We start from the raw sequence: 24,783 nt of genomic DNA on the forward strand, positions 1-24,783 counted from the left end.
ATTTTAATATCCTTATTTAATTTTTTGATATTATGAAACAAATAAATCCGTATTTTTTTCTAATATTTTTTTAGTGTTTGTATAGCCCAAATTAAAAATAGTATCAATATTATTCATATCAAAAGTTGCATAATCTACTAATTCTTGGGGTGTTATAACTAAATCGCATTCCGGAAATTTGTTCATAGATTCTGCTGCTACTTTAATTTTATAAGCGCGCTCAATTACAGAATAAGAATGTTTTAAATCGTTGATACTAACTTCTTTTAAGGGATTAACGTAAACACCTATAATTTTAGTACAAATTGTTTTTAAGGGTTCTACAGGGAAATTGTTTAACGTTCCGCCATCAACATAATAATTACCATTGATTTCCGTAGGCGTAAAAACACCCGGAAAAGAAGCAGAGGCAATAATAGGTTTTATAACTTGCCCTTGGCTAAATATCTTAGATGACCCATCAATTATATTTGCAGCAGTAACAAATAATGTTTTTTTTAAAGCATCAAAATTGTCGATTGGAAAAAAGGTTTTGAGGTCATCATAAAAATTAGCCGAATTTAAAAAACCAGGTTTATTTCGCGCATATCTATATGTACTAAAAATAGTGATGGTTTTAAAGAAATTTAATATCTCTGGCCAAGAAACACCTGCTGCATATAAGCCACCAACAATAGCACCAGAACTTGTACCTGCAATATGTGTAGGAAAAATACCTTGCTCTTCTAATGCTTTAATTACTCCTATATGAGCAGCTCCACGAGCGCCACCACCAGAAAGGACTAAGCCTATATTCATTTTTATGATTTGTATTTAATAGATAAAGATACAAGGTTGATTTTGAACGGATACTGATTTAGGTCAGTTTCTTATAAAACCGGACTAAACACTTTGGCTAAACCTTCTTTTAAACGTTCTATTTTTGGTCTTTTAAGAAATTGATTATAATTTAATTGATTACTTTTTTTACAATCTATTATAAAATCTAGTTTTAATTTTGTTGTTATTTCCTTGTCATACATTAAAACATTGACTTCATAATTTTGCTCAAAACTTCTAATATCTAGATTTGCAGTTCCAATAGTCGTAAGCTCATCATCTGAAATAATAACTTTACTATGTAAAAATCCATCTGGAAATAAAAAAATTTTAACTCCAGATTCTAGTAAATCTTCAAAAATTGAACGAACCGTCCATTTTACCAAAAAACTATCAGATTTTGTAGAGAGAAGTAATCTAATATCGATGCCACTTAGTGCAGCAACTTGCATAGCTTCCTTTAAAGCCTCTCCCGGAATAATATACGGATTGGTAATGTATACATACTTTTTTGCACTATTAATTATAGAAAAATAAAGTTGCTGAATAGCAGAAAATTCTGAATCTGGTCCACCTGCAACAACCTGAGCAACTGTTTTTCCAGAGGTTGAATGTTTCAAGAAATATTGTGTGTTTAATAAATTATCCGAATTACTCGCAAAGCTCCAATCCATGGCAAAAACAGATTGTAAACTATTTACAATCGTTCCTTTTAACTGCAAATGCATATCGTACCAATTACCTAAATCAGGATCTCCAGAGATGTATTTATCTGCAACATTAATGCCTCCAGTAAAACCATACACGCTATCTACTACCACAATTTTTCTATGATTTCGGTAATTTATTGATGATAAAAACCTACCTAATTTCATAGGTAAAAAACCAAATACTTCTATGCCTTCTGCTTTTAGACTGTTTATATATGTATGACTTAATGTTCTGCTTCCCAAAGCGTCATAAAGCAAACGCACTTCAACACCTTCTTTGGCTTTTTTAATTAATATGGTTTTAAATTTTTCAGCCAAATCGCCTTCTTCAAAAATATAATACTGAATGTGAACGAACTTTTTTGCAGTTTCTAAAGCCTTAAAAATAGCTTCGAAAGTAGCTGCTCCATTTTTAAGTGGAATTATTTCATTGCCAACAGTAGGAACAAAATTTGCTCCTTTAATAATGAGTTTTACTAGTTTTATATGCTTTTTTATGGATGCAGGAATGTCTGAGTCTGAATCTATGGTTTTATAATATTCGTGAACCTTATTTAAGTATTTAGAAATTGATTTTGTTTTTTTTAAGGTATAGAATTTATTTTTTCTTCGATTACGACCAAGTATAAAATATAACAGCATTCCACCAACCGGAATCGTAAAAATTGCCAACAACCAAGCTAAGGTTTTGGTTGGTCGTATTCCGTAAAGCAAGAGTCTCCCCATTAGAGCTAATGCTAAAATAAAATATAGAACGAGCGCTATCGTCATTAGTTAACTAATATTATTTTCTATGAATAAAATGTAATAAGGTTACTTTTTTAAAACAAACGTTTAAACAAGTAATTATTTTTTATAATGTTGATACGATTAAAAGTATACCCACTAATAATAATTCATTTTTATGCTAAATTATTATAAATAAAGTATTCTATGAATGACTTAGATCAGTTCACAAAACGACTTCACACAATAAAATAAATAACTCACAAACAAACAATTACAACAAAACTAAAAGCATAAAAATAATCTAAACCAGATGAGATTTTTTTACATAACACCAAATACATATAGAAACTAATATCCATAAAAAAATAGGTATAAACTTTATTAAACTGACCTGCATCATTTTATAAATTGCATTATTTAAATACTTTTAATTAAATTTTTAAATAAATTATTTTGGGTATTGCTAAACTTAAAACACAATTAAATCTACTCTTAATTGAACTAGGCGATTTAACCTATTTTACAAGTCACTTTTTCAAAGAAACATTTAAGCGCCCGTTTGAAACCAAAGAATTGTTGCGCCAATGTTACAATATGGGAAACCGTTCTTTATTACTAGTGGGTATAACCAGCTTTATTATTGGCTTAGTATTAGACTTACAAACACGACCAACCTTAATGGAATTTGGTGCTGTATCTTGGATGCCTTCTATGGTTAGCATATCTATTGTAAGAGAAATTGGTCCTATAATAATCGCGCTGGTTTGTGCTGGTAGAATTGGTTCTGGTATTGGTGCAGAATTAGGTTCTATGCGCGTTACCGAACAAATTGATGCTATGGAAGTTTCTGGCACTAATCCTTTTAAATATTTAGTAGTTACTCGTGTGCTAGCAATTACCCTTATGTTACCATTATTAATTGTAATTGGTGATGCATTTGCGCTATTGGGATCTTATATAATTGAAAATATTAAAGGAAATGTATCATTTACATTGTATTTTAATGAAGTTTTTAATTCGTTAGAATTTGGAGATATACTTCCCGCTACCATAAAATCATTCTTTTTTGGTGCAGCCATTGGTATTGTGGGTTGCTATAAAGGCTATTACTGCGAAAAAGGTACAGAAGGAGTTGGAAAAGCTGCTAATTCTGCGGTAGTTATCAGTTCTTTATTATTATTTATTATCGATTTTATTGCCGTTTTTGTAACTAATATTTTCTATGACTAATGAAAAAAGAAAAAATAATATCACCCAATAACATCGTTCTAGAAGTTAAAAACCTGCATAAAAGCTTTGGCAAAAACCATGTCCTAAACGGTTTTAATATGAAACTTTATAAAGGTGAAAATTTAGTGATCATGGGAAAATCGGGATCCGGAAAATCAGTTATGATAAAATGTCTTGTTGGTTTAATTGAAGCTGATAGTGGTATAATATCCGTTATGGGACAAGATCTTACTAAATTAACCCAAGAAGCTTTAGATGTTTTAAGGGCAGATATTGGTTTTCTGTTTCAAGGTAGTGCTTTATATGATTCAATGACAGTGAGAGAAAATTTAGAATTCCCATTAAGACACCATTCTAAAAAAACGGAAACAGATTCAAATACAGAAAGACTTGTAATGGAAGCATTGACCAATGTAGATTTAGCCAATACGGTAGATTTAATGCCTTCTGAATTATCAGGTGGTATGAAACGTCGTGTGGCTTTAGCGAGAACACTAATACTGCAACCAAAAATAATTCTTTATGATGAGCCTACTACAGGATTAGACCCTATTACATCCAAAGAAATTACAATATTGATGCAAGACATACAGAAAAAATACAATACGTCTTCACTTATTATAACTCATGATGTGGATTGCGCTCGTGCAATTTCTGACAGAATGATATTGCTTATCGATGGTATCGATTATGCCGTTGGAACCTTTCAGGAATTATCAAGTTCTAAAGATCCAAAGATTAAAGCCTTTTTTAAAAATTAATGATCATGAAAAAAACAAACACACAAAAAATACGATTAGGTTCTTTTGTTCTTATAGGCACCATTCTATTTATAGTTGGTCTTTATCTTATTGGGCAACGTAAAGATTTGTTTATAAAAACATTTACGTTAAGTTCTAATTTTAAGAATGTAAATGGGCTACAAACAGGAAATAATGTAAGATATTCTGGTATTGATATTGGTACTGTTAAAGATATTACTATGGTTAATGATTCCATTATAAAAGTAGAAATGGCCATTCAACAAAAAATTATTTCACGTATCAAAAAAAATGCCATTGCAACTATTGGTTCAGATGGTTTGGTTGGTAACATGATTGTTAATATTGTTCCGGGTAAGGGAGTTTCTAAAATGATAGAAGATGAAGACATTATAGAATCTTACAGTAAAATAGGAACTGATGACATTTTGAATACGCTTAATACTAGTTCTGAAAATGCAGCGATACTAACATCAGACTTATTAAAAATAACCAAACGTATAACCCAAGGACAAGGTACAATTGGTGTTTTACTTAATGATACCATTATGGCTAACAATTTAAAACAATCCATAGCCAATCTTAAAATAGCAAGTCTAGGTGCAACAAATACCATTTTTGAATTAAAAGCAATCGTTTCTTCTATAAAAACAAATGATAATACCGTTTTGGGTATGCTTTTAAATGATACTATTTCTGGTAAAAAACTAAAACACACCGTAAACTATCTAGAAGCATCTAGTTTAGAAATGGAAGGCCTTTTGAAAAATGTGAATGCTTTAGTAGATAATTTTAATACTAGTAATGGTGCTTATAACTATGTTGTAAAAGATACCATGCTGGTAAATAATTTAAAATCTACACTTAAAAATATTAATGAAGGTTCAGATAAATTCAACCAAAATATGGAAGCTTTAAAACATAATTTTCTAACTCGAGGTTATTTTAGAAAACTAGAACGAAAAGCACAAAAAGAAGCTGCAAAAAAGCTAAAAGATTGATTTATTTTTTATACCAAACAAGAAATTGATGTAAAACTTTATCAAATGCGATGCTGTTCTAAACAGCATTTTATGATGTAGTAAGTAAAGTATTTCACTTTTCTACAATGTATTACTTAAGTTTTTTTTGTGTTTTTTGCTATAAATAATATTGACATTTCACACTCTATGTCCATCTCAAACTGAAAACTAAGTGTTTTTTGACTTTTACAAAGTTGATGTATTAAAGAATCCTTCCTATAAAATCTACCAAAAAAAACAGCTTTTTAAAACACAAAAATCATCAAAAACTATAGATACAATTAAACTATCTTTGCATTAAAAATATTTAAATGCAGTTTTCTGAATTACCCTTACATAAATCTATCTTAAAAGCAGTTGCTGAAGAGCGATTTCATACACCAACACAAGTACAAGAAAAAGCAATTCCTTTAGTGTTAGCTAAAAAAAATGTAATTGTTTCTGCACAAACAGGTACAGGAAAAACTGCCGCTTTTGCATTGCCAATTATTCAACTTTTGCTAGATAATGAAGCTGCAGAACAAAAAGTAAAGAAGATAAAATCTTTAATTATTACACCAACTAGAGAATTAGCAATTCAAATTCTAGAAAACTTTGTTAGCTATAGCAAATACACAAATTTAACAACTACAGCTGTTTTTGGAGGTGTTTCTTTAGAACCTCAAAAAGAAATATTAGCAAAAGGTGTAGATGTTTTAGTAGCAACACCTGGTAGGTTAATTGACTTACAATTACAAGGTAACATCGATTTAAGTGCTATTGAAATTTTTGTATTAGATGAAGCAGATTTAATGTTAGACATGGGCTTTATTGCCGATGTAAAAAAGATAGAAGCATTATGTCCTAAGAAAAAGCAAACCTTACTTTTTTCTGCTACTATACCAGAAAAAATAGATGAATTAGCTAAAAGGATTTTAAAAAGTCCTATTAAAATTGAAATAAACCCAGAAGAAACTACAGCAAAAAATATTGGTCAATTATTATATTATCTTCCTAAAAAAAACAAGACAGATTTATGTTTACACTTGCTAAGAAATACCATAAATGGGAAAATAATTATTTTTAGACGTACAAAATTTGGTGTTGACAAACTGGAGGAATCTTTAAATAAAAATGGATATAAAGTTACCAGTATTCATGGTGATAAAACACAGGCGATAAGAAATAAAGCAATAGAAGATTTTAAAAATAAGAAAGCTAATATCTTAATTGCTACTGATGTTGCCGCACGTGGTATTGATATTACAAATGTAGATGCTATTATTAATTTTGATATTCCTAATATACCAGAAACCTATATTCATAGAATTGGTAGAACCGGTAGAGCAGGAAAATCTGGAATTGCTTTTTCTTTCTGTTCTCCAGATGAAAATGCCTACATTAAATTAATTGAAACTTTAATTGAAAAGCCAATTAAAGTGATTGCAGAACATCCGTATCCTATTGCACCACCAAAACACAGAAAAAAACAACCAAACACTGTTAGTAAACACACTAAAGGAAGAAAATCTGAAGCATCTAAAAAGAATAAAAAACGTTGGTATTAAAAAAACCAATTTGTTTTTTAATTTAAAATAAGCCATAAAAAAACCCCAAGTTAAAACTTGGGGTTTTTAATTATTAGAGGAAAAAGTTCAATTAATCATCCAAATCATTTTTCTTATAAAGTTTTTATAGAGCAACCTATTGCTCTTGTTGTTGTTTTTGTAGGTTTTTTCCCTGCTAATAAAGCATCAATTACATTTTCTACATATTTTTCTGTCACTGCATCTGCGTCTCTAGAACTATTATCTATAGCCCCAATATATTCTACCTTCATTGTTGGCTTGCTTACAATAAAGACATGCGGAGTTTTTGTTGCTCCAAATTTTGGATATACAGTCTGACCTTCATCATATAAATAAGGAAACGTAAATCCTTTCTCTTTTGCCTTAACCTTCATATCCTCAAAACTATCTCCTTTCGAGGCTTTTGGGTCATTTGGGTTTATAGCAATTACAGGATATCCTAATTTCTTATATTTTTTATCTAAAGCAATTATTCTATCTTCATTTGCCATAGAATACGGACAATGGTTACATGTAAAAATAATAACAAACCCTTTTGCTTCCTTATAATCCGATAAGGAAACCATTTTATTATCAATATTTTTTAATTTAAAATCGGCTACAGTATCACCTACTTTATAACCACCTGCAGTTTTAATAGTAAATGCACTTGCAACAATAATTACTAATAGCAATAAAATGGATTTTGTAAATTTCATATGGATTCATTTAAGTTTATAAAATGGATTGTAATTCAGTTTCTAATTTCTCATAATCGAAAGATTGCTCATAAAACTTTCTACCTTTTGCATTGTAAATTAACGTTGCTGGCAAAGCTCCAGACCATGTAGAATCAATTGCTTTTATCCAAACATCTTCATTTACATCATTTAATAAAACAACTTTAGATTGCAAATTATTTTTATTGATAAAAGGAATTAATCTTTTATCTACTTGTTTCGGAAAATCTAAACTTACTAAAATAACTTCTACGTTTTTAGCGGCATATTCTTGGTTCAATTTTTCAAACGCTGGTAATTCTTTTACGCAAGGTGCACACCATGTTGCCCAAAAATTTATTACATACGTTTTGCCATCATCTTTTTCTAACAAAGGTTTTAATTCATTGTAAGTATAAGACGTAACCGAAGAAACCTTTTCCGATTCCTTTTTCATCGCTTCCTTTTTACAAGAAAATAAAAGCGCGAAAAAAAATAAAGAATAAAAACATTTTTTTAGCATTTTATAAAATTACAAAGAAGATATCTTAATAAAAAACAATTAACTAATCCTTAACTAAAAAGCCTCATAAAAATAAATTTATGAGGCTTTTGTATAAAGTATTGACGGTTTTTAACCAAATATTTCGTTTAAAATTTTAGCCAATCTAATTCCTCCTTTTTGTAATTGCGTTCTCACAGTACCTAAATAATCATAAGAATATCTATATTTTAGATTTTCTCCTACTTTTGCAGAACTATATACATCTTTTGTAATTTCATGTACTTCATCTACCCACTCTACAACCGTTCCGTTTTCTATGGCTTTAATTTCTGATTTAGATAAATCTTTTGCGTTATCAGCCAATTCTCCATAACTCATATTCCATTCTTCAATCATTTTAGAATCCCAAACGGTATGTAAATTTGTACCAGTACCAAACCACTGAACCTGTATTCCATTTCCTCCTTTATCTTCTCTTTGTCCGATGTGTAATGGTTGATGTAAATCTCCCACTAAATGAACCAATATTTTTAAATAGAAAACTTTATCCTCTTCAGAACTATTTTTATCTTTTAAAACTTGCACACATTTATGAATTCCTGTAACCAAATCTCCTTTAGGATTTTTTTCTGCATCCGCATACTTTTCATCCAAATCCATATTTACATAATGCCAAGAGTAAAATTTATTGTATTTCTTATCAGATTTTATTTGATCTCCATATGTCGATACAAAAGCTAAACTTTGCCCTTTTAACAATTTATCAATTTTTCTTTTCGTCTTGTTTGTTAAATGTTTTTCAGCAATTTTAGCCGTAGTTCTATGTCCTGTAGGCCCCCAAAACACAGTTTCTACTGTTGTAGGTTTTGAGAAAAAAAATAACGATATCATTAAAAATAATTTAATATGCATCTTGATCTTGTATAATTAAGTTTCTACAAATTTATAAAAAATAATCTTCACCAATTTTGTAAATAACAAAAAATATACTATATCTTTGTGATATCATTTTAATATCATTTTAAATAAAACCTTATGAAAGAAGAGAAAATTATTAAACCTGCCAACGGTTATCTAATGTTGTTAATTGTATTAGTACTATTTTTTGGAGGAATTGCATTATGCGTTTTAAATGAAACTATTCTTTACATCATTGTTTCTTTAATAGGTTTTATTGGCTTTTTCGGTTTTATCTTGGTAAACCCAAACACTTCTAAAGTTATTTTGTTATTTGGTAAATATGTAGGTACTATAAAAGAAAATGGTTTGTTTTGGGCGAATCCACTATTCAGAAAAAAATCTATTTCATTAAGAGCTAGTAATTTTGATAGTGAACGTTTAAAAGTAAATGATAAATTAGGAAACCCAATAATGATTTCCACTATTTTGGTTTGGAGAGTAACAGACACTTACAAGGCTGCTTTTGATGTTGATAATTACGAAAACTTTGTACGCGTACAAACAGATGCTGCCGTTAGAAAGTTAGCAAGTATGTATCCATATGATAATTTTGCTGATGAAGGCCATGATGAAGATATTACTTTACGTTCTAGTGTTAATGAAGTTTCTGAAGCTTTAGAAAAAGAAATTGACGAGCGTTTATCTATTGCAGGGATAGAGGTTTTAGAAGCAAGAATAGGGTATTTAGCGTATGCTCAAGAAATTGCTTCTGCCATGTTAAAAAGACAACAGGCAACTGCAATTGTTGCTGCTAGACATAAAATTGTACAAGGTGCTGTGGAAATGGTAGAAATGGCTTTGAATGAATTAAACAGAAAGCAAATTGTTGAGCTAGATGATGAACGCAAAGCAGCAATGGTAAGCAATTTGTTGGTTATTTTATGTGGAGACAAAGAAGCGTCTCCTGTTGTAAACGCAGGAACCTTAAGTCATTAAATACAGTTAGAAAGACTAAAAATTTTAAATTAAAATCTATTTTTTTAACAAAATTAAAAACATGAAAGAATATAAATTTTTAAAACAAAAAATGTTTTGGTCTAATAGCCAAAATAAGTTTGAAGAGGAGATTAATTCATATGCAAAACAAGGTTGGCGTGTAATTAATGTATATGCCAATACTAATGGTGGTGTATATGCTGTTTTAGAAAAAGACAAAAACAGATAATATGAAAGTTTTTAAAGAAAAACAGCGCTTTAGACAAACTTGGTTGATTTTAGTTTTGATTTTTAGTACAATTGTGCCAATAGCAATAATTATAAAAAAACATATAGAAGAAAACACACCTGTAACTATCAAAGATTTTCTAACAACTATTATTACCATTGTAGTTTCTATTGCCGTAATTTTTTTATTTAAATTAACCTCTAGAATTGATGAAAAAGGAATTCATTACCAATTTTTTCCTTTACATTTTTCAGTAAAAACAATTCCTTGGAATGAAATTTCTAAGGCTTATGTAAGAAAATATCAACCTATTACAGAATTTGGTGGTTGGGGTATAAAAGGTGGTTTTTTCTTTAACAAAGGAAGAGAAAAAGCTGTAAATGTTTCTGGAAATATTGGCATTCAATTACTCCTAAAAGATGGCGAAAAATTATTAATAGGAACACAATTAAAGGAAGAAGCAAAAAGAGTTTTAGAAACTTATAGTTTAAAAATAAATTAATATGATTCGTATAATTACCTATTTAGTAGTCACCCTTTTTGGAATATCGGTTTCTTTTGCACAAGTAAAATCCGAAGAAATTTTAATAAAAAATAGAACCATAGAACTTCCTGGAACGTTAACTTTTATGGAAGAAAATACGCCCTTAATTATTTGGGTTCATGGCTCTGGACCTGTAGATAGAAATGGAAATCAACCTGCACAAAACGTGAAAGCTAATTATATTAAACAATTTAGAGATTCCATCAATAAAGAAAACATTGCTTTTTTTAGTTATGATAAAAGAACGGCCAACAAGAATAATAGGGCTTTATTAAAAGATACCAAGATTACAGATTTTACCGTTGATGTAGAAAAAGTAATTTCTCATTTTAAAAACGACAATCGTTTTTCTGAAATTATATTAGTTGGTCATAGTCAAGGTTCTTTAATTGCTATGATGGCAGCAAAAAACGTTGACAAATATATTTCTATTGCTGGAGCAGGAGAACAGATTGATGAAACCATTATAAAACAAATTTCAAAAAATAATCCTAATTTAGGTATTGCTGCAAGAAAGCAATTTGACACTTTAAGAGTAAAAGGTAAAATTAAAACGGTACATCCGTTTTTAATGAGCATATTTGGTGAAAGAAATCAACCTTTTTTATACGATTGGATGCAGTTAAATCCTAAAACAGAAATTAAAAAGCTACACATCCCTATTTTAATTATTAATGGTGATAAAGATATTCAGGTTCAAATTGAAGATGCAAAGGCACTACATAAAGCTAATCCAACATCTGAATTGGTGATTATAAAAAATATGAATCATGTTTTAAAGGACATTCAAAAAGAGGAAGACAATATTAAGTCTTATTATTCTTCAGAATTCCAAATTTCAGAACAATTAATTAAAACCATCGTTTTATTTATAAAAAGCTAACATGGCAAAGAAAAAAGCATTCGCGTTGCGAGTTAATGAAGACATGATAAAAGCCATTGAAAAATGGGCTGCAGATGAATTTCGTTCTACAAACGGACAAATAGAATGGATGCTAATGCAAGCACTTAAAAATGCAAAAAGAGAACCTAAGAAAAAAGAGGACTAAATTAATGTCATTTAAATACTGTAGATCACCTGGTGTAAATAATACCAACTACTCTATTTAATCGTACTTATTTTTGAAAAAACATCAAATCCGTAGTAATCATAAATTTCAATTTTCATACTCACCACATAATTTGTGATAAGGTATCTCTTTTAGATTCTCAATTATTTCTTTATCGATTGGAAATACATAATCATCTTGAAACCAAACAATTCTTAAAGAAGAAAAATCTTTACCAGCATCTTTTAAGTTTTTATTTGACCGAACTGTAATTCTGCAGGTAACTTTAGGTATTGCATAATTATCTTCTGAAAGATATAATATTTGAGTCTGTTTAGGATCAATAACATAAATTTCATTGAAGTATTTATCTTTGCCTTCTCTATAAATAATCTCCGCATTATAACTTTGATTCGGAAAGCCTTCCAACAAATTACTATACGTTAAGTTTTGCTCAATACTACTGATATAAACTTCTAAATTACCATCAACTATTATTTTATGACGCATCTTTTTACCTTCAATTTTTAATAAGAATATTTATTACACACTAAACTATAAGGTATCTCTTTGATTTTCTTAAGAATCTTATTTTCTATAGGAAATGCAAAATCATCTTGAAACCATACAATAGTAAGACTAGAAAAATCACAATTATCTATTACCCCATCAAACTTTACATCAGCTCTACAAATAACAGAAGGTAAAGTACGTTTGTATATTTTAAAAAACGGTATCTTTATTCTAGGAGGATCAATTAAATAAGTACCTCTACCAGATCTATTTTTTTCTGAATTTAAAATATTCGCATTTATTAGCTTATTTGGTTTTTCTGTCTTTAACCCACGATATGTTTTTTCTTGATCTAAACTATAAATAAGGACCTCTTTATCTCCTTCAACTATTAGTCTTTTATTTTTGCCTTTAAATATTTCTGTATAAAAATCCATTTTTTAAGTTATTATTTAGCTTTTTGACACCTATATTATTAATTGTTAATTACTTTAAATTTAAAACTTATAATCTCCCTTAGTTACAATACAATCTCAGAAACTACCGTTTAGACAAAACATATCAACACTATTTCTTACTTTATTATAACGATGAAAATAAAAAAAATTGAAATAGATATATTTTTACCTATAGCGAATTACATCGTTACCCAAATATAAGAAATTGAAGGTAATGCATTAAAAAAACATCTCTTAAATTAGAGTACAACCAAAGTATCTTAAAAATTAATTATCTACTATCACAAAACCTCATAAATTCATTTCATTAAAAATAAAAACAACATAACCATTAAAAATAAACCCTCATTTTATATTGAGCGTTTGCAATTTTGTATATTGGCTCCTTGATCAAAATCTATGAAACTAATTTTTTTCAACTTACCCTTTTATGAATAAAAAAATAGGATTTCTATGTTTATTGTTTTGTTGCTTTAAACTACAAGCACAATCTACAGCAGAAGACAAATTAGGAACTTGGTATATGTATAATGGTACTCATAAATTATCTAAAAATGTAAAACTTAAAACAAGCGCGCATTTTAGATATTATGAACTAGCTACAGAATACCAACAAGAAATTTATAGGGTTGGTATCAACTATACTTTTAATCCTAAAATTAATGTTACAGCTGGTGGTGTATATTCAATAACAGATACATCTTACAAAAGTGATGCTCCCGTTTTATATGAATATCGGTTTTATCAAGATCTAAATATCAAAGATAATTGGGGGAAAATTAAAGTAAAACATCGTGTGCGATTAGCACAAAGGTTTAAAAGAAAAAACTTAATAAATACGGTAGCACATAGAATAAGATATGGGTTGTTTTTAAACTACCCAATTTCTAAAAACTTAGAAACCTATGCTTTTAGTGAGCTCTTTATAAAATTTGCATCAAAAGCATACAGTCAAAACAGAACTGGAGTAGGCCTGCTTAAAAAAATCAGCAAAAATCTAAAACTAAAATTAGGTTATTTTTACACAAAATTTTCTAACAGTGGTCTTCACAGACTTCAATTAGGAGTTCTTATAAATACAGACTTTACTAAAAAAACAATATAAGTATGACCACACCCACTTTTACTAATGATGCAATCGTTTTTGGAATCTTAATGTTATCACTCGGCTTTGTTTTCTATACAGAAAGTAAAACCAGTGGTTTTTGGCATAAATTTTACAAAATTGTACCAGGTTTATTTATGGCATATTTTATCCCTGCCATCTTTACAACTGCAGGAATAATATCCCCAGAATGGGAAACCTTAAATTCTGCAGGAGAAATAATAAAAGGAAAAACTCAATTGTATTATATTTCTAGTCGATTTTTATTACCGGCTGCCTTAGTTCTAATGACACTAAGCATCGATTTAAAAGCAATTTTTAACTTAGGTTCTAAAGCATTAATTATGTTTTTTACCGGAACTGTGGGTATTATTATTGGAGGACCAATAGCCATTTTACTAATTTCAATTTTCTCACCAGAAACTGTTGGTGGATCAGATTTTGATGCCGTTTGGCGTGGTTTATCTACCCTTGCTGGTAGTTGGATTGGAGGTGGTGCAAACCAAACTGCCATGTTAGAAATTTACAAATACAATCCGGCAAAATATGGAGGAATGGTCTTTGTTGATATCGTTGTTGCTAATATTTGGATGGCTATTTTATTAATAGGAATTGGTAAAAAGGATAAAATAGACAAATGGTTGGGGGCAGATACCTCTGCTATTGAAGATTTAAAAGAAAAAGTATCTACTTTTGCTAAAAAAGTAAAAAGAACTCCAACGGTAACAGACTTTATGATTATTCTTGCAATTGCTTTTGGTACTGTAGGTTTTGGTCATTTTGCTTCTGCTTATTTAAGTTCTTTTTTCAGCAATCTAGTAGCAAGTATTGAATCTGAAACCTGGAGAAATATCTTTACTTTTTTAGACTCAGGATTCTTTTGGCTAATTAGTATTTCTACAATAATTGCTGTTATTTTATCTTTTACAAAAGCCAAAAATTACGAAGGTGCAGGTGCTAGTAAAATTGGAAGTGTTTTTATTTACGTTTTAGTTGCCACTATTGGTATGAAAATGGATTTAGCAATGATTTTTGACAATGTAGGCTTAATTGCAATTGGACTTGTTTGGATGTCTATACACGCGGGATTATTAATTTTAGTTGCCAAATTAATTAAAGCGCCTTATTTCTTTTTAGCTGTTGGTAGCCAAGCAAATGTTGGTGGCGCTGCTTCTGCCCCAATTGTAGCACAAGCTTTTCATCCTTCTTTGGCAACGGTTGGTGTTTTATTGGCAGTTTTTGGTTATGCTATAGGAACAATCGGTGCTATTTTATGTACCATTTTAATGGAATTATCTGCAACACTTTAAATAATAATGAAGATATTTGCAGACGAAAAATATAGATTTATGAAGAAAATTATTACACTTTTAGTCCTATCCATTTTAATTACAGCATGTTCTTCTAAAAAAGAAGGAAATATGACTGTACAAGGACAAATTAAAGGTCTTAAAAAGGGGACTTTATACCTTCAAAAAATGAAAGATACGCTTTTAGTATCTGTAGATTCTGTAAACTTATTAGGAAATGATAAATTCATTTTAACAGATAATGTAGAATCTCCTGTCTTATATTATTTAACTTTTGATGGAAATACAACCAATAAAAGAATTTTATTTTTTGGAGAAAAAGGAACAATCACCATTAATGATAATGTTGAACAATTTGGATATACCCCAGAAATTACAGGTTCTAAAAACCAAGAAATTTTAGATAAGTATAATAAAGTAAAAAATAAATTTCAAGATGAACGCTTAAACTTCATCAAAAAAGATTTTGAAGCAAAAAAAGCAAACGACCAAGAATTAATTGCTCAATTAGAAAAAGATTATCAAAAACTAACAAGAAAAAGGGTATTATATACTACTAATTTCGCTATTACAAATGCAGACAAAGAAGTAGCTCCTTATATTGCCTTAACAGAAATGTATGATGCTAGTTTAAAAATGTTAGATACTGTTAATAATTCGTTATCAGACAACGTAAAAAGTTCTGAATACGGGAAACGTTTTCAAGATTACCTAAATACAATTAAGAAAAAATAGTAACTTATTTATTTTTATAATATTGAATAAAAAAACTGAGCAGATTGCTCGGTTTTTTTTTGGCAAAATTTGTAACCCAAATAAATTTTAAAATGATTAAAAATAAATTTGTGGTATATTTTTTTAGAACTTAAAACACACTAAAAAAATCTAACTAATCTCACTCCAAATTTTAGAGTTTTTAGACAACTCTACATATGCTTTTTTAATGTTGATATTTGCTGGTTGCGATAAATTAGAATCCTCTTGCAAAACGGAAATTGCTGTATTTCTTGCAGCAACTAAAATTTTAGAATCTCTTACAACATCGGCTATTTTAAGGTTTAAAACTCCACTTTGTTGGGTACCCATTAAATTTCCTGGTCCACGTAACTTTAAATCAACCTCAGCTATTTTAAAACCGTCTGTAGTATCTACCATGGTTTTTAAACGTGTTTTTCCTTCTTCAGAAAGCTTATAACTAGACAATAAAATACAATAACTTTGGTCTGCTCCCCGCCCAACTCTTCCTCTTAATTGATGCAATTGTGAAAGCCCAAAACGTTCTGAACTTTCAATAATCATTACACTGGCATTCGGTACATTTACACCAACTTCTATTACCGTTGTGGCAACCATAATTTGAGTTTCTCCTTTTACAAAACGCTGCATTTCGTGTTCTTTATCTGCAGGTTTCATTTTTCCGTGTACAATACTTATTTGATATTTTGGTGTAGGAAAATCTCTAGAAATACTTTCATAACCATCCATTAAATCTTTATAATCCATGGCTTCAGATTCTTGAATTAAAGGATATACAATATATACTTGCCTTCCTTTTTCAATTTCATCTCGCATAAACTTAAAAACAGATAATCTATTTTTATCAAATCGATGTACCGTTTTTACTTCCTTTCTTCCGGGAGGTAATTCATCTATTACAGAAATATCTAAATCTCCATAGACAGACATTGCCAAAGTTCTTGGTATTGGTGTTGCCGTCATCACTAGAATGTGTGGAGGAAGAGAAGAAACCCCTTCAGCCTCCCTTTTCTCACTGTTGTGTAATTCTTGTGCTATCTTTTGGGTAATTCCTTCTATGTTTCCAATAACTTCTTCGTTGGTAAATCTTATTACTTTAAAACCTAATTCTTGTAAAATTTCGGTTCTTAAATGATCTGCTTCTTGCTGTTCTTTGGTGTTGTGGTATTTCCTATCAACCTCTATAATTAAGTTTTTTTCAATACAAATAAAATCGACAATAAACTCATCAACAATGTGTTGCCTTCTAAATTTAGAATCTAGTTTTTTGGTTTTTAATTGTTGCCAAAGAACTTGTTCTGCAGGTGTAGTTTGTTTTTTACGCTCTACTTGCATTTCCTTCATCAAAGCGTAAACAGAAGGACGAGCAGTTTCATAACGATTCCGCACAGCTTGGGCTCCTTCTCTTTTAGAAGGTTGGGATGGGCCGCCTTTTCCCCACAATTTTGCCCTCTGTGCAACTCCAAATCTATGCTGTTCATCAATAATTGCAATACCAAGGTTCTTAAATTTTACTTTATCTTCTAACAGCGCGTGTGTACCTATTAAAATATGTAAAGTACCGTCTTCTAGATTTGCATGAATTTCTCTTCGTTTTTTTATTCTAACAGATCCCGTCAGTAAATCGACATTAATATCCATGTCTTTCAACATTTCTGAAATGGCATGATAATGTTGCGTTGCCAAAATTTCTGTTGGCGCCATAATAGTTGCTTGGAAACCGTTGTCTATAGCTAAAAGCATGGTTAATAAAGCAACAATGGTTTTACCAGAACCAACATCTCCTTGTAAAAGACGGTTCATGTGTGCACCAGAAGCCACATCTTTTCTAATTTCTTTCAACACTCTTTTTTGAGCATTGGTTAAATTAAAAGGTAAATGGTCTTTATAAAAAGTATTAAAGTAATCGCTGACGTTTTCAAAAACAAATCCTTTTATTTTGGTTTTGTTGATGAGTTTCTTTCGCAATAATTGCAATTGAATAAAAAATAATTCTTCAAATTTTAAACGATTTTGTGCTTTGGCTAAGTTTTCTTGACTTTTAGGAAAATGAGCATTTAACAAAGCATCACGCTTAGACATCAATTTAAAATCGTCTATTATTTCTTGTGATAATGTTTCTGTAATTACTTCAAAAAACTGCTGTAATAAAAGCTGAACATAATTCCGCATTAGTTTATTAGAAACACCAGAATTTACTAATCTTTCTGTAGACGGATATACCGGTTGCATTTTGGATTGTAACTTTTTCTTGTATTCCGCAACCAACTCTAATTCTGGATGTGGAATGCTAAAATTACCATTATAATGATTTAGTTTGCCATAAACCACATAAGGCTCATTAATTTTCAGAGAATCTTTAATCCATTTTTGACCTTTAAACCAAACCAATTCCATAGACCCTGTGGCATCTTGTAAAGTTGCCACTAACCTACTTCCTCTTTTTTGTGCTACTGATTTTACACGCGTAATTTTACCAACAATTTGCACCTCAGAAGAGTTAGGCTGTAAGTCCTTTATTGCATAAAATGTAGTTTTATCAATATATCTAAACGGAAAGAAGTTTAGTAAATCATTACATGTTTTTATACCCAATTCCGCATACATAAGCGTTGCTCTTTGTACACTAATACCTTTAATATATGTTATTGGGTAGCTTAAATTCAATTTAAAAAAATATAAAGAACGAAAATACAGAAATCAATAAGAATAAATGATAAAAATTTAACTTTTGAAGACGTTCGTATTTTAATACCGTGTTTGTAGCTATAAATGTAAAAAACACAATTGATTTTATAACAGAGACATTTAAATACTAACATTCTAAAATACAAATAAATGAAGTTAATTGGCATTTGTAAGACAATTTAGGTTTACATAATTATGCGATAAATGAATTTTTAGACGAACACCAATTAATCACGTTATTTACTTGATAGTTATTTAGAACCTAAATAAAATAACATTTTTAACACCCTTAGAAAACAAGCCTTTAGAACATTAAAACACAAAAATATATGGACCAATCAGATATCAATATTTCAAAAATAAACGCTACTATCCAATAAAAAAGTAGTTATTCTATAAAAACGAAACAGACACCAATAAAATAACTTTTTCATAAAAATTCCATACATTTAAAAACAACTTAAAATCAAGGATTCATAAAGCAGATTTCGTACATTTGCGCCCATATTCAAAAGAAATAATGAGATTACACAGAAACTTAACTTTTTCAGTTATAGATAGTATTAGAGATATATTTAATGAAGGTGTTTATGCTGATAAAGCTGTAGAAAAAGCTTTAAAACGAGACAAACGTTGGGGAGCTAGAGACCGAAAATTTGTAGCTGAGACCATTTACGACATAGTTCGTTGGAATCGTTTATATGCAGAAATTGCAGAAGTAAAAGTACCTTATGACAGAGATAACATTTGGAGATTATTCTCTGTATGGTGTATTTTAAGAGGAATTGCTTTACCAGATTGGAATCAAATTGGTGATGTACCAGAAAGAAAAATTAAAGGTCGTTTTGCAGAACTTTCTAGAACAAGAAAATATAGAGAATCTATACCAGATTGGATGGATGAAATGTGTGCTACAGAATTAGGAGAAGAAATTTGGACTAAAGAAATTGCTGCTTTAAATGTACAAGCAAGTGTAATTTTAAGAACCAATACCTTAAATATTACTAGAGGAGCTCTTCAGAAAAAATTAAAAGCGGAAGGTGTAAATACAGAATTTGTACCCAATCATCCGGATGCTTTAATCTTACCAGAAAGAGCCAATGTTTTTAAAACAGAAGCTTTTCATGCGGGTTATTTTGAAGTTCAAGATGCTTCATCGCAACTAGTTGCGGCATATTTAGATGTAAAACCAGGAATGAAAGTTATAGATACTTGTGCAGGTGCAGGTGGTAAAACTTTGCATTTATCTGCTTTAATGGAAAATAAGGGTCAAATTATTGCCATGGATATTTACGAAAGTAAATTGCGTAAATTAAAAGTGAGAGCAAAGAGAAACAAAGCACACAATATAGATCTGCGTGTAATTGATTCTACAAAACCAATTAAAAAATTACATGGTAAAGCAGACAGAGTTTTAATTGATGCTCCTTGTTCTGGTTTAGGTGTTATCCGTAGAAACCCAGATTCTAAATGGAAATTACAACCAGAATTTATAGAAAATATTAAAAAAATACAACAAGACGTTTTACAACAATATTCTACCATGGTAAAACCAGGGGGAAAAATGGTGTACGCTACATGTTCTGTATTACCATCAGAAAACCAAGAACAAGTTAATCATTTCTTAACATCGGATGCGGGAAAAGATTTTACATTTGTATCCGATAAAAAAGTGTTAGCGCATATTTCTGGTTTCGACGGATTTTACATGGCACTTTTAGAAAGAAAATAAAAACATAAGGCTATAATTAATTGCTAGTGTAGCCTTATAATTGTTGAAAAAGAAAGTATCTATTTATTAATCCAATATCAATTTACATGCTTAAAAAACTACTTTTTTTTATTTTAACAATTACATCTTTAATTTCTTTTTCTCAAGAATCCTATTACAGTGATGTAGATTTACAATTAACAGGTATCGATTTAAAAGATGCTTTAGCTACTAAGATTATCAGTACTCATACTAATAAACTAGATTATACTCCTGGTGTTTGGGAAGCTTCTAAAATTACAGACCAAGACACAAACCCAGATAGAGTTGTTTTAATGTATGGATGGGAAAATGGAACAGACCAAGATGATACTAACGACAGAACGAGAGAAAGCGCTTTACAAGATAGAGGAGAAGGTAAAAACTTTGTATGGAACCGAGAACATGTATTTTCTAAATCACTTGCAAACCCAAGTTTAGTTACAGACCAAAAAGGTTCTGGAACCGATGCTCATAATTTAAGACCTGCAGATAAAAATAGAAACTCAGAAAGAAATAATTACAAATTTGCCTTAGGTAGCGGAAATTCTGGTCGTTCTTCTATTAGCTACAATGGTCCCGACGGTCCTAATACAAGAGGTTGGTATCCTGGAGATGAATGGAAAGGAGATGTTTCTAGAATTATAATGTACATGTACCTTCGTTACGGAAACCAATGTTTACCTACCTATGTTGGTGTTGGTGACTCTCAATTTACGCCAGATGATATGATTGATTTATTCTTAAAATGGAATAGAGAAGATCCTGTTTCTGATTTTGAAAAAGCAAGAAATACATATCATGAAAACACCTCAAACACCTACGCCCAAGGTAACAGAAACCCGTTTATAGACAATCCGTTTTTGGCTACAAGAATTTGGGGAGGAGAAAACGCAGAAGATACTTGGGGGATTTATACAAGCAGTGACACAGAAGCACCTAGCAAACCAACAAATGTTGTTTTAAGTAATACAACCTTAACTTCTATAGATATTTCTTGGTCCGCTTCTACAGACAATATTGGTGTTACGCAATACCAGGTTTATGTTAATGATGTTTTAACTAAACAAACAGCTACATCTACAACTGTTTCTATTACAGGTTTAGAAACAAACACTACTTACAATTTTAAAGTAATTGCTAAAGATTTAATTAACAAATCTGAAGCAAGTAATACTGTTACAGGAAAAACTTTAGTAGACACAACTCCACCAACAGTTCCTGCTAACATTTCTATTACAGACATAACCGATAGTTCTTTTAACGTAAACTGGTCTGCTTCTACAGATAATAATGAAGTAGTTGGTTATGATATTTTTGTTGATGGTACTTTTAAAGCAACAACTACTGCAACTACTTATGTAATTACCGGTTTAGCTACATCTACTACTTACGGAGTTACTGTTTTAGCAAAAGATAATGACAATAATAAATCTGCCCAAACGGCTGTTGTTAATGCAACTACAACAGACGGAGCATCTGGTGGTGCTGCTTCAGAATTATTCTTTTCTGAATATTTTGAAGGTAACGGTGGCACAAATAAGGCTTTAGAAATTGTAAACTTAACAGGTAGTACAGTAGATCTTGCAGAGTATGTGTTAAAGATGCAAAAAGACGGTGCCAATGGTTGGATAACTCCATTAGCATTAAACAGTGGAACGGTTAAAAACATTGTTCCTGGAGATGTTTTTGTGATAGGTAATGGTAAAAACGATATATCTCAATTACAACCTTACTCTACTTCTAATCCTAATGGTCAAGTAGACTTAGTACAACCTGTAATAGAAGAAAATGGTTGGGGACAACCTGTAAATTTTAATGGAAATGACGTAGTTGGTTTATTTAAAAACGGTATATTAATAGATATTATAGGTAAATTTGGCACCACATCTAATTTCGCAAAAAATGTAACTCTAAGAAGAAATGGAGATATTAGTGCACCAAATACCACTTTTGATAAAGCAGGAGAATGGACTTCTTTTCCTGAAAATACTTTTGATGGTATTGGTAGTTTTACTTCTACTTTAAGTACAGCAACAAACATTTTTGAATCTTTTAAAATGTTTCCAAATCCAACAAACGGGAACAGAATCTATTTTAGTGTTACAGAAGATGCAACTATTACTATTTACAATGTTTTAGGTAAATTAATACAAACATCAGAAGTCACAAAAAGTAAAAATAATATTGATATTTCTGAATTCTCTAAAGGAATTTATCTTATCAAAATTAATTCTGGTAAACAATTTATCACAAAAAAATTAATAAAAAACTAATACAATTACATCTTAACAAAAACGATTCATTTTTAATGGATCGTTTTTTTAATTATTACCAATCATGAAAAAAAATCTACTTTTAGTATTCCTTTTTTTAACAGCAATAATTTCTGCTCAAGAACCATATTATAACGGGCTCGATTGGACAAAATCTGGTCTTGATCTAAAAGCTGAATTAGCAACCATTACCATAAATAAACACACCAAAACACTGTCTTATGGTTGGCCTGCTTTACAAGCAACAGATGTAAACCCAGAAAATGATCAAGAAGTACTCTTAATATATGGATATACAGATTCTACAACTGGTACAACATCTAGAAGAAGAGGTATAAACGATCATGGGGGAGATCAAGGAGACTGGAACAGAGAACATGTGTATGCAAAATCTTTAGGAACACCAAACCTTGGTACTTCTGGACCTGGATCAGACGGGCATCATTTACGCCCTGCAGATGTTGGGTTTAATAGCCAAAGAGGTAGTTTAAAATTTGCCAATGGTTCTGGTAATGCTGGTACTGTTTCTGGTGGTTGGTATCCTGGTGATGAATGGAAAGGTGATGTTGCTAGAATTATGATGTACATGTACATCCGTTATGGAAACCAATGTAAACCAACTGGTGTTGGTGTTGGTAACTCTACTTCTACTCCAGATGATATGATCGATTTATTTTTAGAATGGAATGTAGAAGACCCTGTTTCAGATTTTGAAAGACAGAGAAACATATATCACACTTCTGGTCAACAATATTCTCAAGGAAATAGAAATCCTTTTATAGATAATGCATATTTAGCAACAAGAATTTGGGGTGGAGATGCAGCGATAGATTCTTGGGGACTTTATACTTCTAATGATAGTGAAGCACCTACTACTCCAACAAATGTAAGTTTAAGTAATATTACTTTAACAACTATTGATGTTAATTGGACAGCTTCTACAGATAATGTGAATGTTACTAAATATGAAATTTTTGTAGATGGTAATTTAAAAGGACAAACTTCAGCAACAAATTATACGGTTTCTGGTTTAAACTCGAATACAAGTTATGCTATTACCGTTTTAGCAAAAGATATCGCTAGTAATAAATCTGCTAAATCAGCAGCTGTTAATGCTACAACATTATCAGACACTACTCCTCCAACTATACCTAGTAATATTACAATTACTAATGAAGGCGGAACTAGTTTTAAAGTAAATTGGACAGCTTCTACAGACAATGCTAGTGTTACAGGTTATGATGTTTTTGTTGATGGTACTTTTAATGGAACCACTACTAATAATTTTTACAATGTTACAGGTTTAACAATATCTACTACGTATAGTGTAACTGTTTTAGCTAAAGATTCTGCAGACAACAAATCTGCTAAATCATCTGCAATAACCGCAACAACTACAGATGGTGTTAATACCAATACAGAATTATTTTTCTCTGAATATGTAGAAGGAACATCTAACAATAAAGCTGTAGAAATAGCCAACCTTACAGATAACTCAATTGATTTATCTTCATACAGTATAAAAAAACAATCTAACGGATCTGGTCCTTGGATAGACGAATTCCCTTTAAGTGGAACACTTAGCCCAAATGATATTTTTGTTGTAATACATTTCCAAGCAGATGATGCTACTTTAACAAGAGAAGCCGATTTATTAACCCTTCAAACATCAAACTTTGGAGCACCAATAAATTTTAATGGTAACGATCCTGTTGGTTTATTTAAAAATGGAGTTTTAATCGATATTATTGGAGTTTTAAACGAAACTGCCAAAAACTTTGGAAACATGACATTAAGAAGAAAGTTAACGGTTACCAAACCAAACACAACTTATACTGCTGCAGAATGGGATCAATTTAACGTTGGAACTTATGACGGAATAGGTGTTTACAATTCTGCAACGGCTAGCACAGAAACTTCAGACTTTATTTCTTTTAGCATGTACCCTAACCCAGTAACAGGTAACAAAGTGTATTTTAAAACTAGAAAAAATGTTGAAGTATCTGTTTACACTGTTTTAGGTAAACTAGTAAAATCTACTAAAATTACAGAAACTAAAAATAATATTGATATTTCTAATCTTTCTAAAGGTGTTTATTTAGTTAAATTGAATACTCAAAATCAATTTATTACTAAAAAACTGATTAAGAAATAATTCATTATTTCT

The 24,783-nt window shown here is 30.3% G+C and carries 23 protein-coding genes; 15 read left to right on the forward strand and 8 right to left on the reverse strand.

What is annotated here, in order from left to right; translation table 11 throughout:
• Positions 1-30 precede the first annotated feature (30 nt).
• Both MPF19_RS06240 and cls read right to left on the reverse strand, forming a co-directional pair.
• On the reverse strand, positions 31-798 hold the full coding sequence (locus MPF19_RS06240) for a patatin-like phospholipase family protein (RefSeq protein ID WP_284041401.1): 768 nt from the start codon (positions 796-798) through the stop codon (positions 31-33).
• 71 nt (positions 799-869) lie between these two features.
• Entirely contained in the window at positions 870-2,300 is a 1,431-nt protein-coding gene (gene cls, locus MPF19_RS06245) for a cardiolipin synthase (RefSeq protein WP_284041402.1), read from the reverse strand.
• Positions 2,301-2,711: 411 nt separating this feature from the next.
• Here cls and MPF19_RS06250 point away from each other — a divergent pair, with 411 nt between their 5' ends.
• The 4 genes from MPF19_RS06250 to MPF19_RS06265 all read left to right on the forward strand — a co-directional run bounded on the left by MPF19_RS06250 (position 2,712) and on the right by MPF19_RS06265 (position 6,818).
• On the forward strand, positions 2,712-3,488 hold the full coding sequence (locus tag MPF19_RS06250; protein WP_284041403.1) for an ABC transporter permease: 777 nt from the start codon (positions 2,712-2,714) through the stop codon (positions 3,486-3,488).
• A complete protein-coding gene (locus MPF19_RS06255; protein WP_203393534.1) occupies positions 3,488-4,249 on the forward strand; it encodes an ABC transporter ATP-binding protein in 762 nt (253 codons plus the stop codon). Before MPF19_RS06250 ends, MPF19_RS06255 begins: the two co-directional genes overlap by 1 nt.
• Before the next feature lie 5 nt (positions 4,250-4,254).
• Complete coding sequence (locus MPF19_RS06260; protein ID WP_203393535.1) at positions 4,255-5,250, forward strand: MlaD family protein; 996 nt, start codon at positions 4,255-4,257, stop codon at positions 5,248-5,250.
• Positions 5,251-5,582: 332 nt separating this feature from the next.
• Entirely contained in the window at positions 5,583-6,818 is a 1,236-nt protein-coding gene (locus tag MPF19_RS06265; RefSeq protein WP_249987275.1) for a DEAD/DEAH box helicase, read from the forward strand.
• A gap of 113 nt (positions 6,819-6,931) precedes the next feature.
• Here the strand turns inward: MPF19_RS06265 and MPF19_RS06270 are convergent, their stop codons facing one another.
• The 3 genes from MPF19_RS06270 to MPF19_RS06280 all read right to left on the reverse strand — a co-directional run bounded on the left by MPF19_RS06270 (position 6,932) and on the right by MPF19_RS06280 (position 8,933).
• Positions 6,932-7,537, reverse strand: coding sequence for a thioredoxin family protein (locus tag MPF19_RS06270; RefSeq protein WP_249987276.1), 606 nt, complete (start codon positions 7,535-7,537; stop codon positions 6,932-6,934).
• Positions 7,538-7,553: 16 nt separating this feature from the next.
• The gene (locus tag MPF19_RS06275) at positions 7,554-7,994 is read right to left on the reverse strand and encodes a TlpA disulfide reductase family protein (protein WP_249987278.1); all 441 of its coding nucleotides are present in this window, start codon (positions 7,992-7,994) and stop codon (positions 7,554-7,556) included.
• A gap of 177 nt (positions 7,995-8,171) precedes the next feature.
• Positions 8,172-8,933 (reverse strand): S1/P1 nuclease, encoded by a 762-nt coding sequence (locus MPF19_RS06280; protein ID WP_249987279.1) that lies wholly within the window; start codon positions 8,931-8,933, stop codon positions 8,172-8,174.
• Positions 8,934-9,077: 144 nt separating this feature from the next.
• Here MPF19_RS06280 and MPF19_RS06285 point away from each other — a divergent pair, with 144 nt between their 5' ends.
• From MPF19_RS06285 to MPF19_RS06305, 5 genes are all read left to right on the forward strand, one after another.
• Complete coding sequence (locus MPF19_RS06285) at positions 9,078-9,938, forward strand: SPFH domain-containing protein (RefSeq protein WP_203393540.1); 861 nt, start codon at positions 9,078-9,080, stop codon at positions 9,936-9,938.
• 61 nt (positions 9,939-9,999) lie between these two features.
• On the forward strand, positions 10,000-10,167 hold the full coding sequence (locus MPF19_RS06290) for a DUF4177 domain-containing protein (protein ID WP_203393541.1): 168 nt from the start codon (positions 10,000-10,002) through the stop codon (positions 10,165-10,167).
• Position 10,168: 1 nt separating this feature from the next.
• Complete coding sequence (locus MPF19_RS06295; RefSeq protein ID WP_249987280.1) at positions 10,169-10,669, forward strand: hypothetical protein; 501 nt, start codon at positions 10,169-10,171, stop codon at positions 10,667-10,669.
• A 1-nt stretch (position 10,670) separates the two neighbouring features.
• Entirely contained in the window at positions 10,671-11,594 is a 924-nt protein-coding gene (locus tag MPF19_RS06300; RefSeq protein WP_249987281.1) for an alpha/beta hydrolase, read from the forward strand.
• A 1-nt stretch (position 11,595) separates the two neighbouring features.
• Entirely contained in the window at positions 11,596-11,760 is a 165-nt protein-coding gene (locus MPF19_RS06305) for a type II toxin-antitoxin system antitoxin (RefSeq protein WP_158838091.1), read from the forward strand.
• A gap of 108 nt (positions 11,761-11,868) precedes the next feature.
• Here the strand turns inward: MPF19_RS06305 and MPF19_RS06310 are convergent, their stop codons facing one another.
• Positions 11,869-12,270, reverse strand: coding sequence for a hypothetical protein (locus MPF19_RS06310; RefSeq protein ID WP_249987282.1), 402 nt, complete (start codon positions 12,268-12,270; stop codon positions 11,869-11,871).
• Positions 12,271-12,287: 17 nt separating this feature from the next.
• The gene (locus MPF19_RS06315; RefSeq protein ID WP_203393545.1) at positions 12,288-12,710 is read right to left on the reverse strand and encodes a hypothetical protein; all 423 of its coding nucleotides are present in this window, start codon (positions 12,708-12,710) and stop codon (positions 12,288-12,290) included.
• 451 nt (positions 12,711-13,161) lie between these two features.
• On the opposite strand from MPF19_RS06315, the gene MPF19_RS06320 reads away from it, so the two are divergent.
• From MPF19_RS06320 to MPF19_RS06330, 3 genes are read left to right on the forward strand one after another with little or no spacing between them, the layout of a single operon-like run.
• Complete coding sequence (locus MPF19_RS06320) at positions 13,162-13,836, forward strand: DUF2490 domain-containing protein (RefSeq protein WP_249987284.1); 675 nt, start codon at positions 13,162-13,164, stop codon at positions 13,834-13,836.
• Positions 13,837-13,838: 2 nt separating this feature from the next.
• A complete protein-coding gene (locus MPF19_RS06325) occupies positions 13,839-15,146 on the forward strand; it encodes a DUF819 family protein (RefSeq protein ID WP_203393547.1) in 1,308 nt (435 codons plus the stop codon).
• 39 nt (positions 15,147-15,185) lie between these two features.
• On the forward strand, positions 15,186-15,881 hold the full coding sequence (locus MPF19_RS06330) for a DUF4369 domain-containing protein (RefSeq protein ID WP_249987286.1): 696 nt from the start codon (positions 15,186-15,188) through the stop codon (positions 15,879-15,881).
• A 150-nt stretch (positions 15,882-16,031) separates the two neighbouring features.
• On the opposite strand, the gene MPF19_RS06335 is transcribed toward MPF19_RS06330, so the two are convergent.
• The gene (locus tag MPF19_RS06335; RefSeq protein WP_284041404.1) at positions 16,032-18,569 is read right to left on the reverse strand and encodes a DUF559 domain-containing protein; all 2,538 of its coding nucleotides are present in this window, start codon (positions 18,567-18,569) and stop codon (positions 16,032-16,034) included.
• 541 nt (positions 18,570-19,110) lie between these two features.
• Between MPF19_RS06335 and MPF19_RS06340 the strand changes: the two genes are divergently transcribed.
• The 3 genes from MPF19_RS06340 (at position 19,111) to MPF19_RS06350 (ending at position 24,771) form a co-directional block, all read left to right on the forward strand.
• The gene (locus MPF19_RS06340; protein ID WP_203393549.1) at positions 19,111-20,322 is read left to right on the forward strand and encodes an RsmB/NOP family class I SAM-dependent RNA methyltransferase; all 1,212 of its coding nucleotides are present in this window, start codon (positions 19,111-19,113) and stop codon (positions 20,320-20,322) included.
• An 86-nt stretch (positions 20,323-20,408) separates the two neighbouring features.
• Positions 20,409-22,616: an endonuclease gene (locus MPF19_RS06345; protein ID WP_249987287.1), complete on the forward strand. Its 2,208-nt coding sequence runs from the start codon at positions 20,409-20,411 to the stop codon at positions 22,614-22,616.
• A 64-nt stretch (positions 22,617-22,680) separates the two neighbouring features.
• Complete coding sequence (locus MPF19_RS06350) at positions 22,681-24,771, forward strand: endonuclease (protein ID WP_249987289.1); 2,091 nt, start codon at positions 22,681-22,683, stop codon at positions 24,769-24,771.
• Positions 24,772-24,783: the final 12 nt, after the last annotated feature.

Origin of the sequence: Polaribacter sp. Z014, from assembly GCF_023555435.1 — a bacterium.
GTDB lineage: Bacteria > Bacteroidota > Bacteroidia > Flavobacteriales > Flavobacteriaceae > Polaribacter.

Excerpts from the sequence above, each read along its gene's own strand:
- MPF19_RS06240 (WP_284041401.1), bottom strand. The coding sequence starts at position 798 with ATGAATATAGGCTTAGTCCTTTCTGGTGGTGGCGCTCGTGGAGCTGCT.
- MPF19_RS06260 (WP_203393535.1), top strand. The coding sequence starts at position 4,255 with ATGAAAAAAACAAACACACAAAAAATACGATTAGGTTCTTTTGTTCTT.
- MPF19_RS06315 (WP_203393545.1), bottom strand. The coding sequence starts at position 12,710 with ATGGATTTTTATACAGAAATATTTAAAGGCAAAAATAAAAGACTAATA.
- cls (WP_284041402.1), bottom strand. The coding sequence starts at position 2,300 with ATGACGATAGCGCTCGTTCTATATTTTATTTTAGCATTAGCTCTAATG.
- MPF19_RS06305 (WP_158838091.1), top strand. The coding sequence starts at position 11,596 with ATGGCAAAGAAAAAAGCATTCGCGTTGCGAGTTAATGAAGACATGATA.
- MPF19_RS06290 (WP_203393541.1), top strand. The coding sequence starts at position 10,000 with ATGAAAGAATATAAATTTTTAAAACAAAAAATGTTTTGGTCTAATAGC.
- MPF19_RS06325 (WP_203393547.1), top strand. The coding sequence starts at position 13,839 with ATGACCACACCCACTTTTACTAATGATGCAATCGTTTTTGGAATCTTA.
- MPF19_RS06285 (WP_203393540.1), top strand. The coding sequence starts at position 9,078 with ATGAAAGAAGAGAAAATTATTAAACCTGCCAACGGTTATCTAATGTTG.
- MPF19_RS06340 (WP_203393549.1), top strand. The coding sequence starts at position 19,111 with ATGAGATTACACAGAAACTTAACTTTTTCAGTTATAGATAGTATTAGA.
- MPF19_RS06295 (WP_249987280.1), top strand. The coding sequence starts at position 10,169 with ATGAAAGTTTTTAAAGAAAAACAGCGCTTTAGACAAACTTGGTTGATT.
- MPF19_RS06255 (WP_203393534.1), top strand. The coding sequence starts at position 3,488 with ATGAAAAAAGAAAAAATAATATCACCCAATAACATCGTTCTAGAAGTT.
- MPF19_RS06320 (WP_249987284.1), top strand. The coding sequence starts at position 13,162 with ATGAATAAAAAAATAGGATTTCTATGTTTATTGTTTTGTTGCTTTAAA.
- MPF19_RS06310 (WP_249987282.1), bottom strand. The coding sequence starts at position 12,270 with ATGCGTCATAAAATAATAGTTGATGGTAATTTAGAAGTTTATATCAGT.
- MPF19_RS06350 (WP_249987289.1), top strand. The coding sequence starts at position 22,681 with ATGAAAAAAAATCTACTTTTAGTATTCCTTTTTTTAACAGCAATAATT.
- MPF19_RS06275 (WP_249987278.1), bottom strand. The coding sequence starts at position 7,994 with ATGAAAAAGGAATCGGAAAAGGTTTCTTCGGTTACGTCTTATACTTAC.
- MPF19_RS06270 (WP_249987276.1), bottom strand. The coding sequence starts at position 7,537 with ATGAAATTTACAAAATCCATTTTATTGCTATTAGTAATTATTGTTGCA.
- MPF19_RS06280 (WP_249987279.1), bottom strand. The coding sequence starts at position 8,933 with ATGATATCGTTATTTTTTTTCTCAAAACCTACAACAGTAGAAACTGTG.
- MPF19_RS06265 (WP_249987275.1), top strand. The coding sequence starts at position 5,583 with ATGCAGTTTTCTGAATTACCCTTACATAAATCTATCTTAAAAGCAGTT.
- MPF19_RS06300 (WP_249987281.1), top strand. The coding sequence starts at position 10,671 with ATGATTCGTATAATTACCTATTTAGTAGTCACCCTTTTTGGAATATCG.
- MPF19_RS06345 (WP_249987287.1), top strand. The coding sequence starts at position 20,409 with ATGCTTAAAAAACTACTTTTTTTTATTTTAACAATTACATCTTTAATT.
- MPF19_RS06330 (WP_249987286.1), top strand. The coding sequence starts at position 15,186 with ATGAAGAAAATTATTACACTTTTAGTCCTATCCATTTTAATTACAGCA.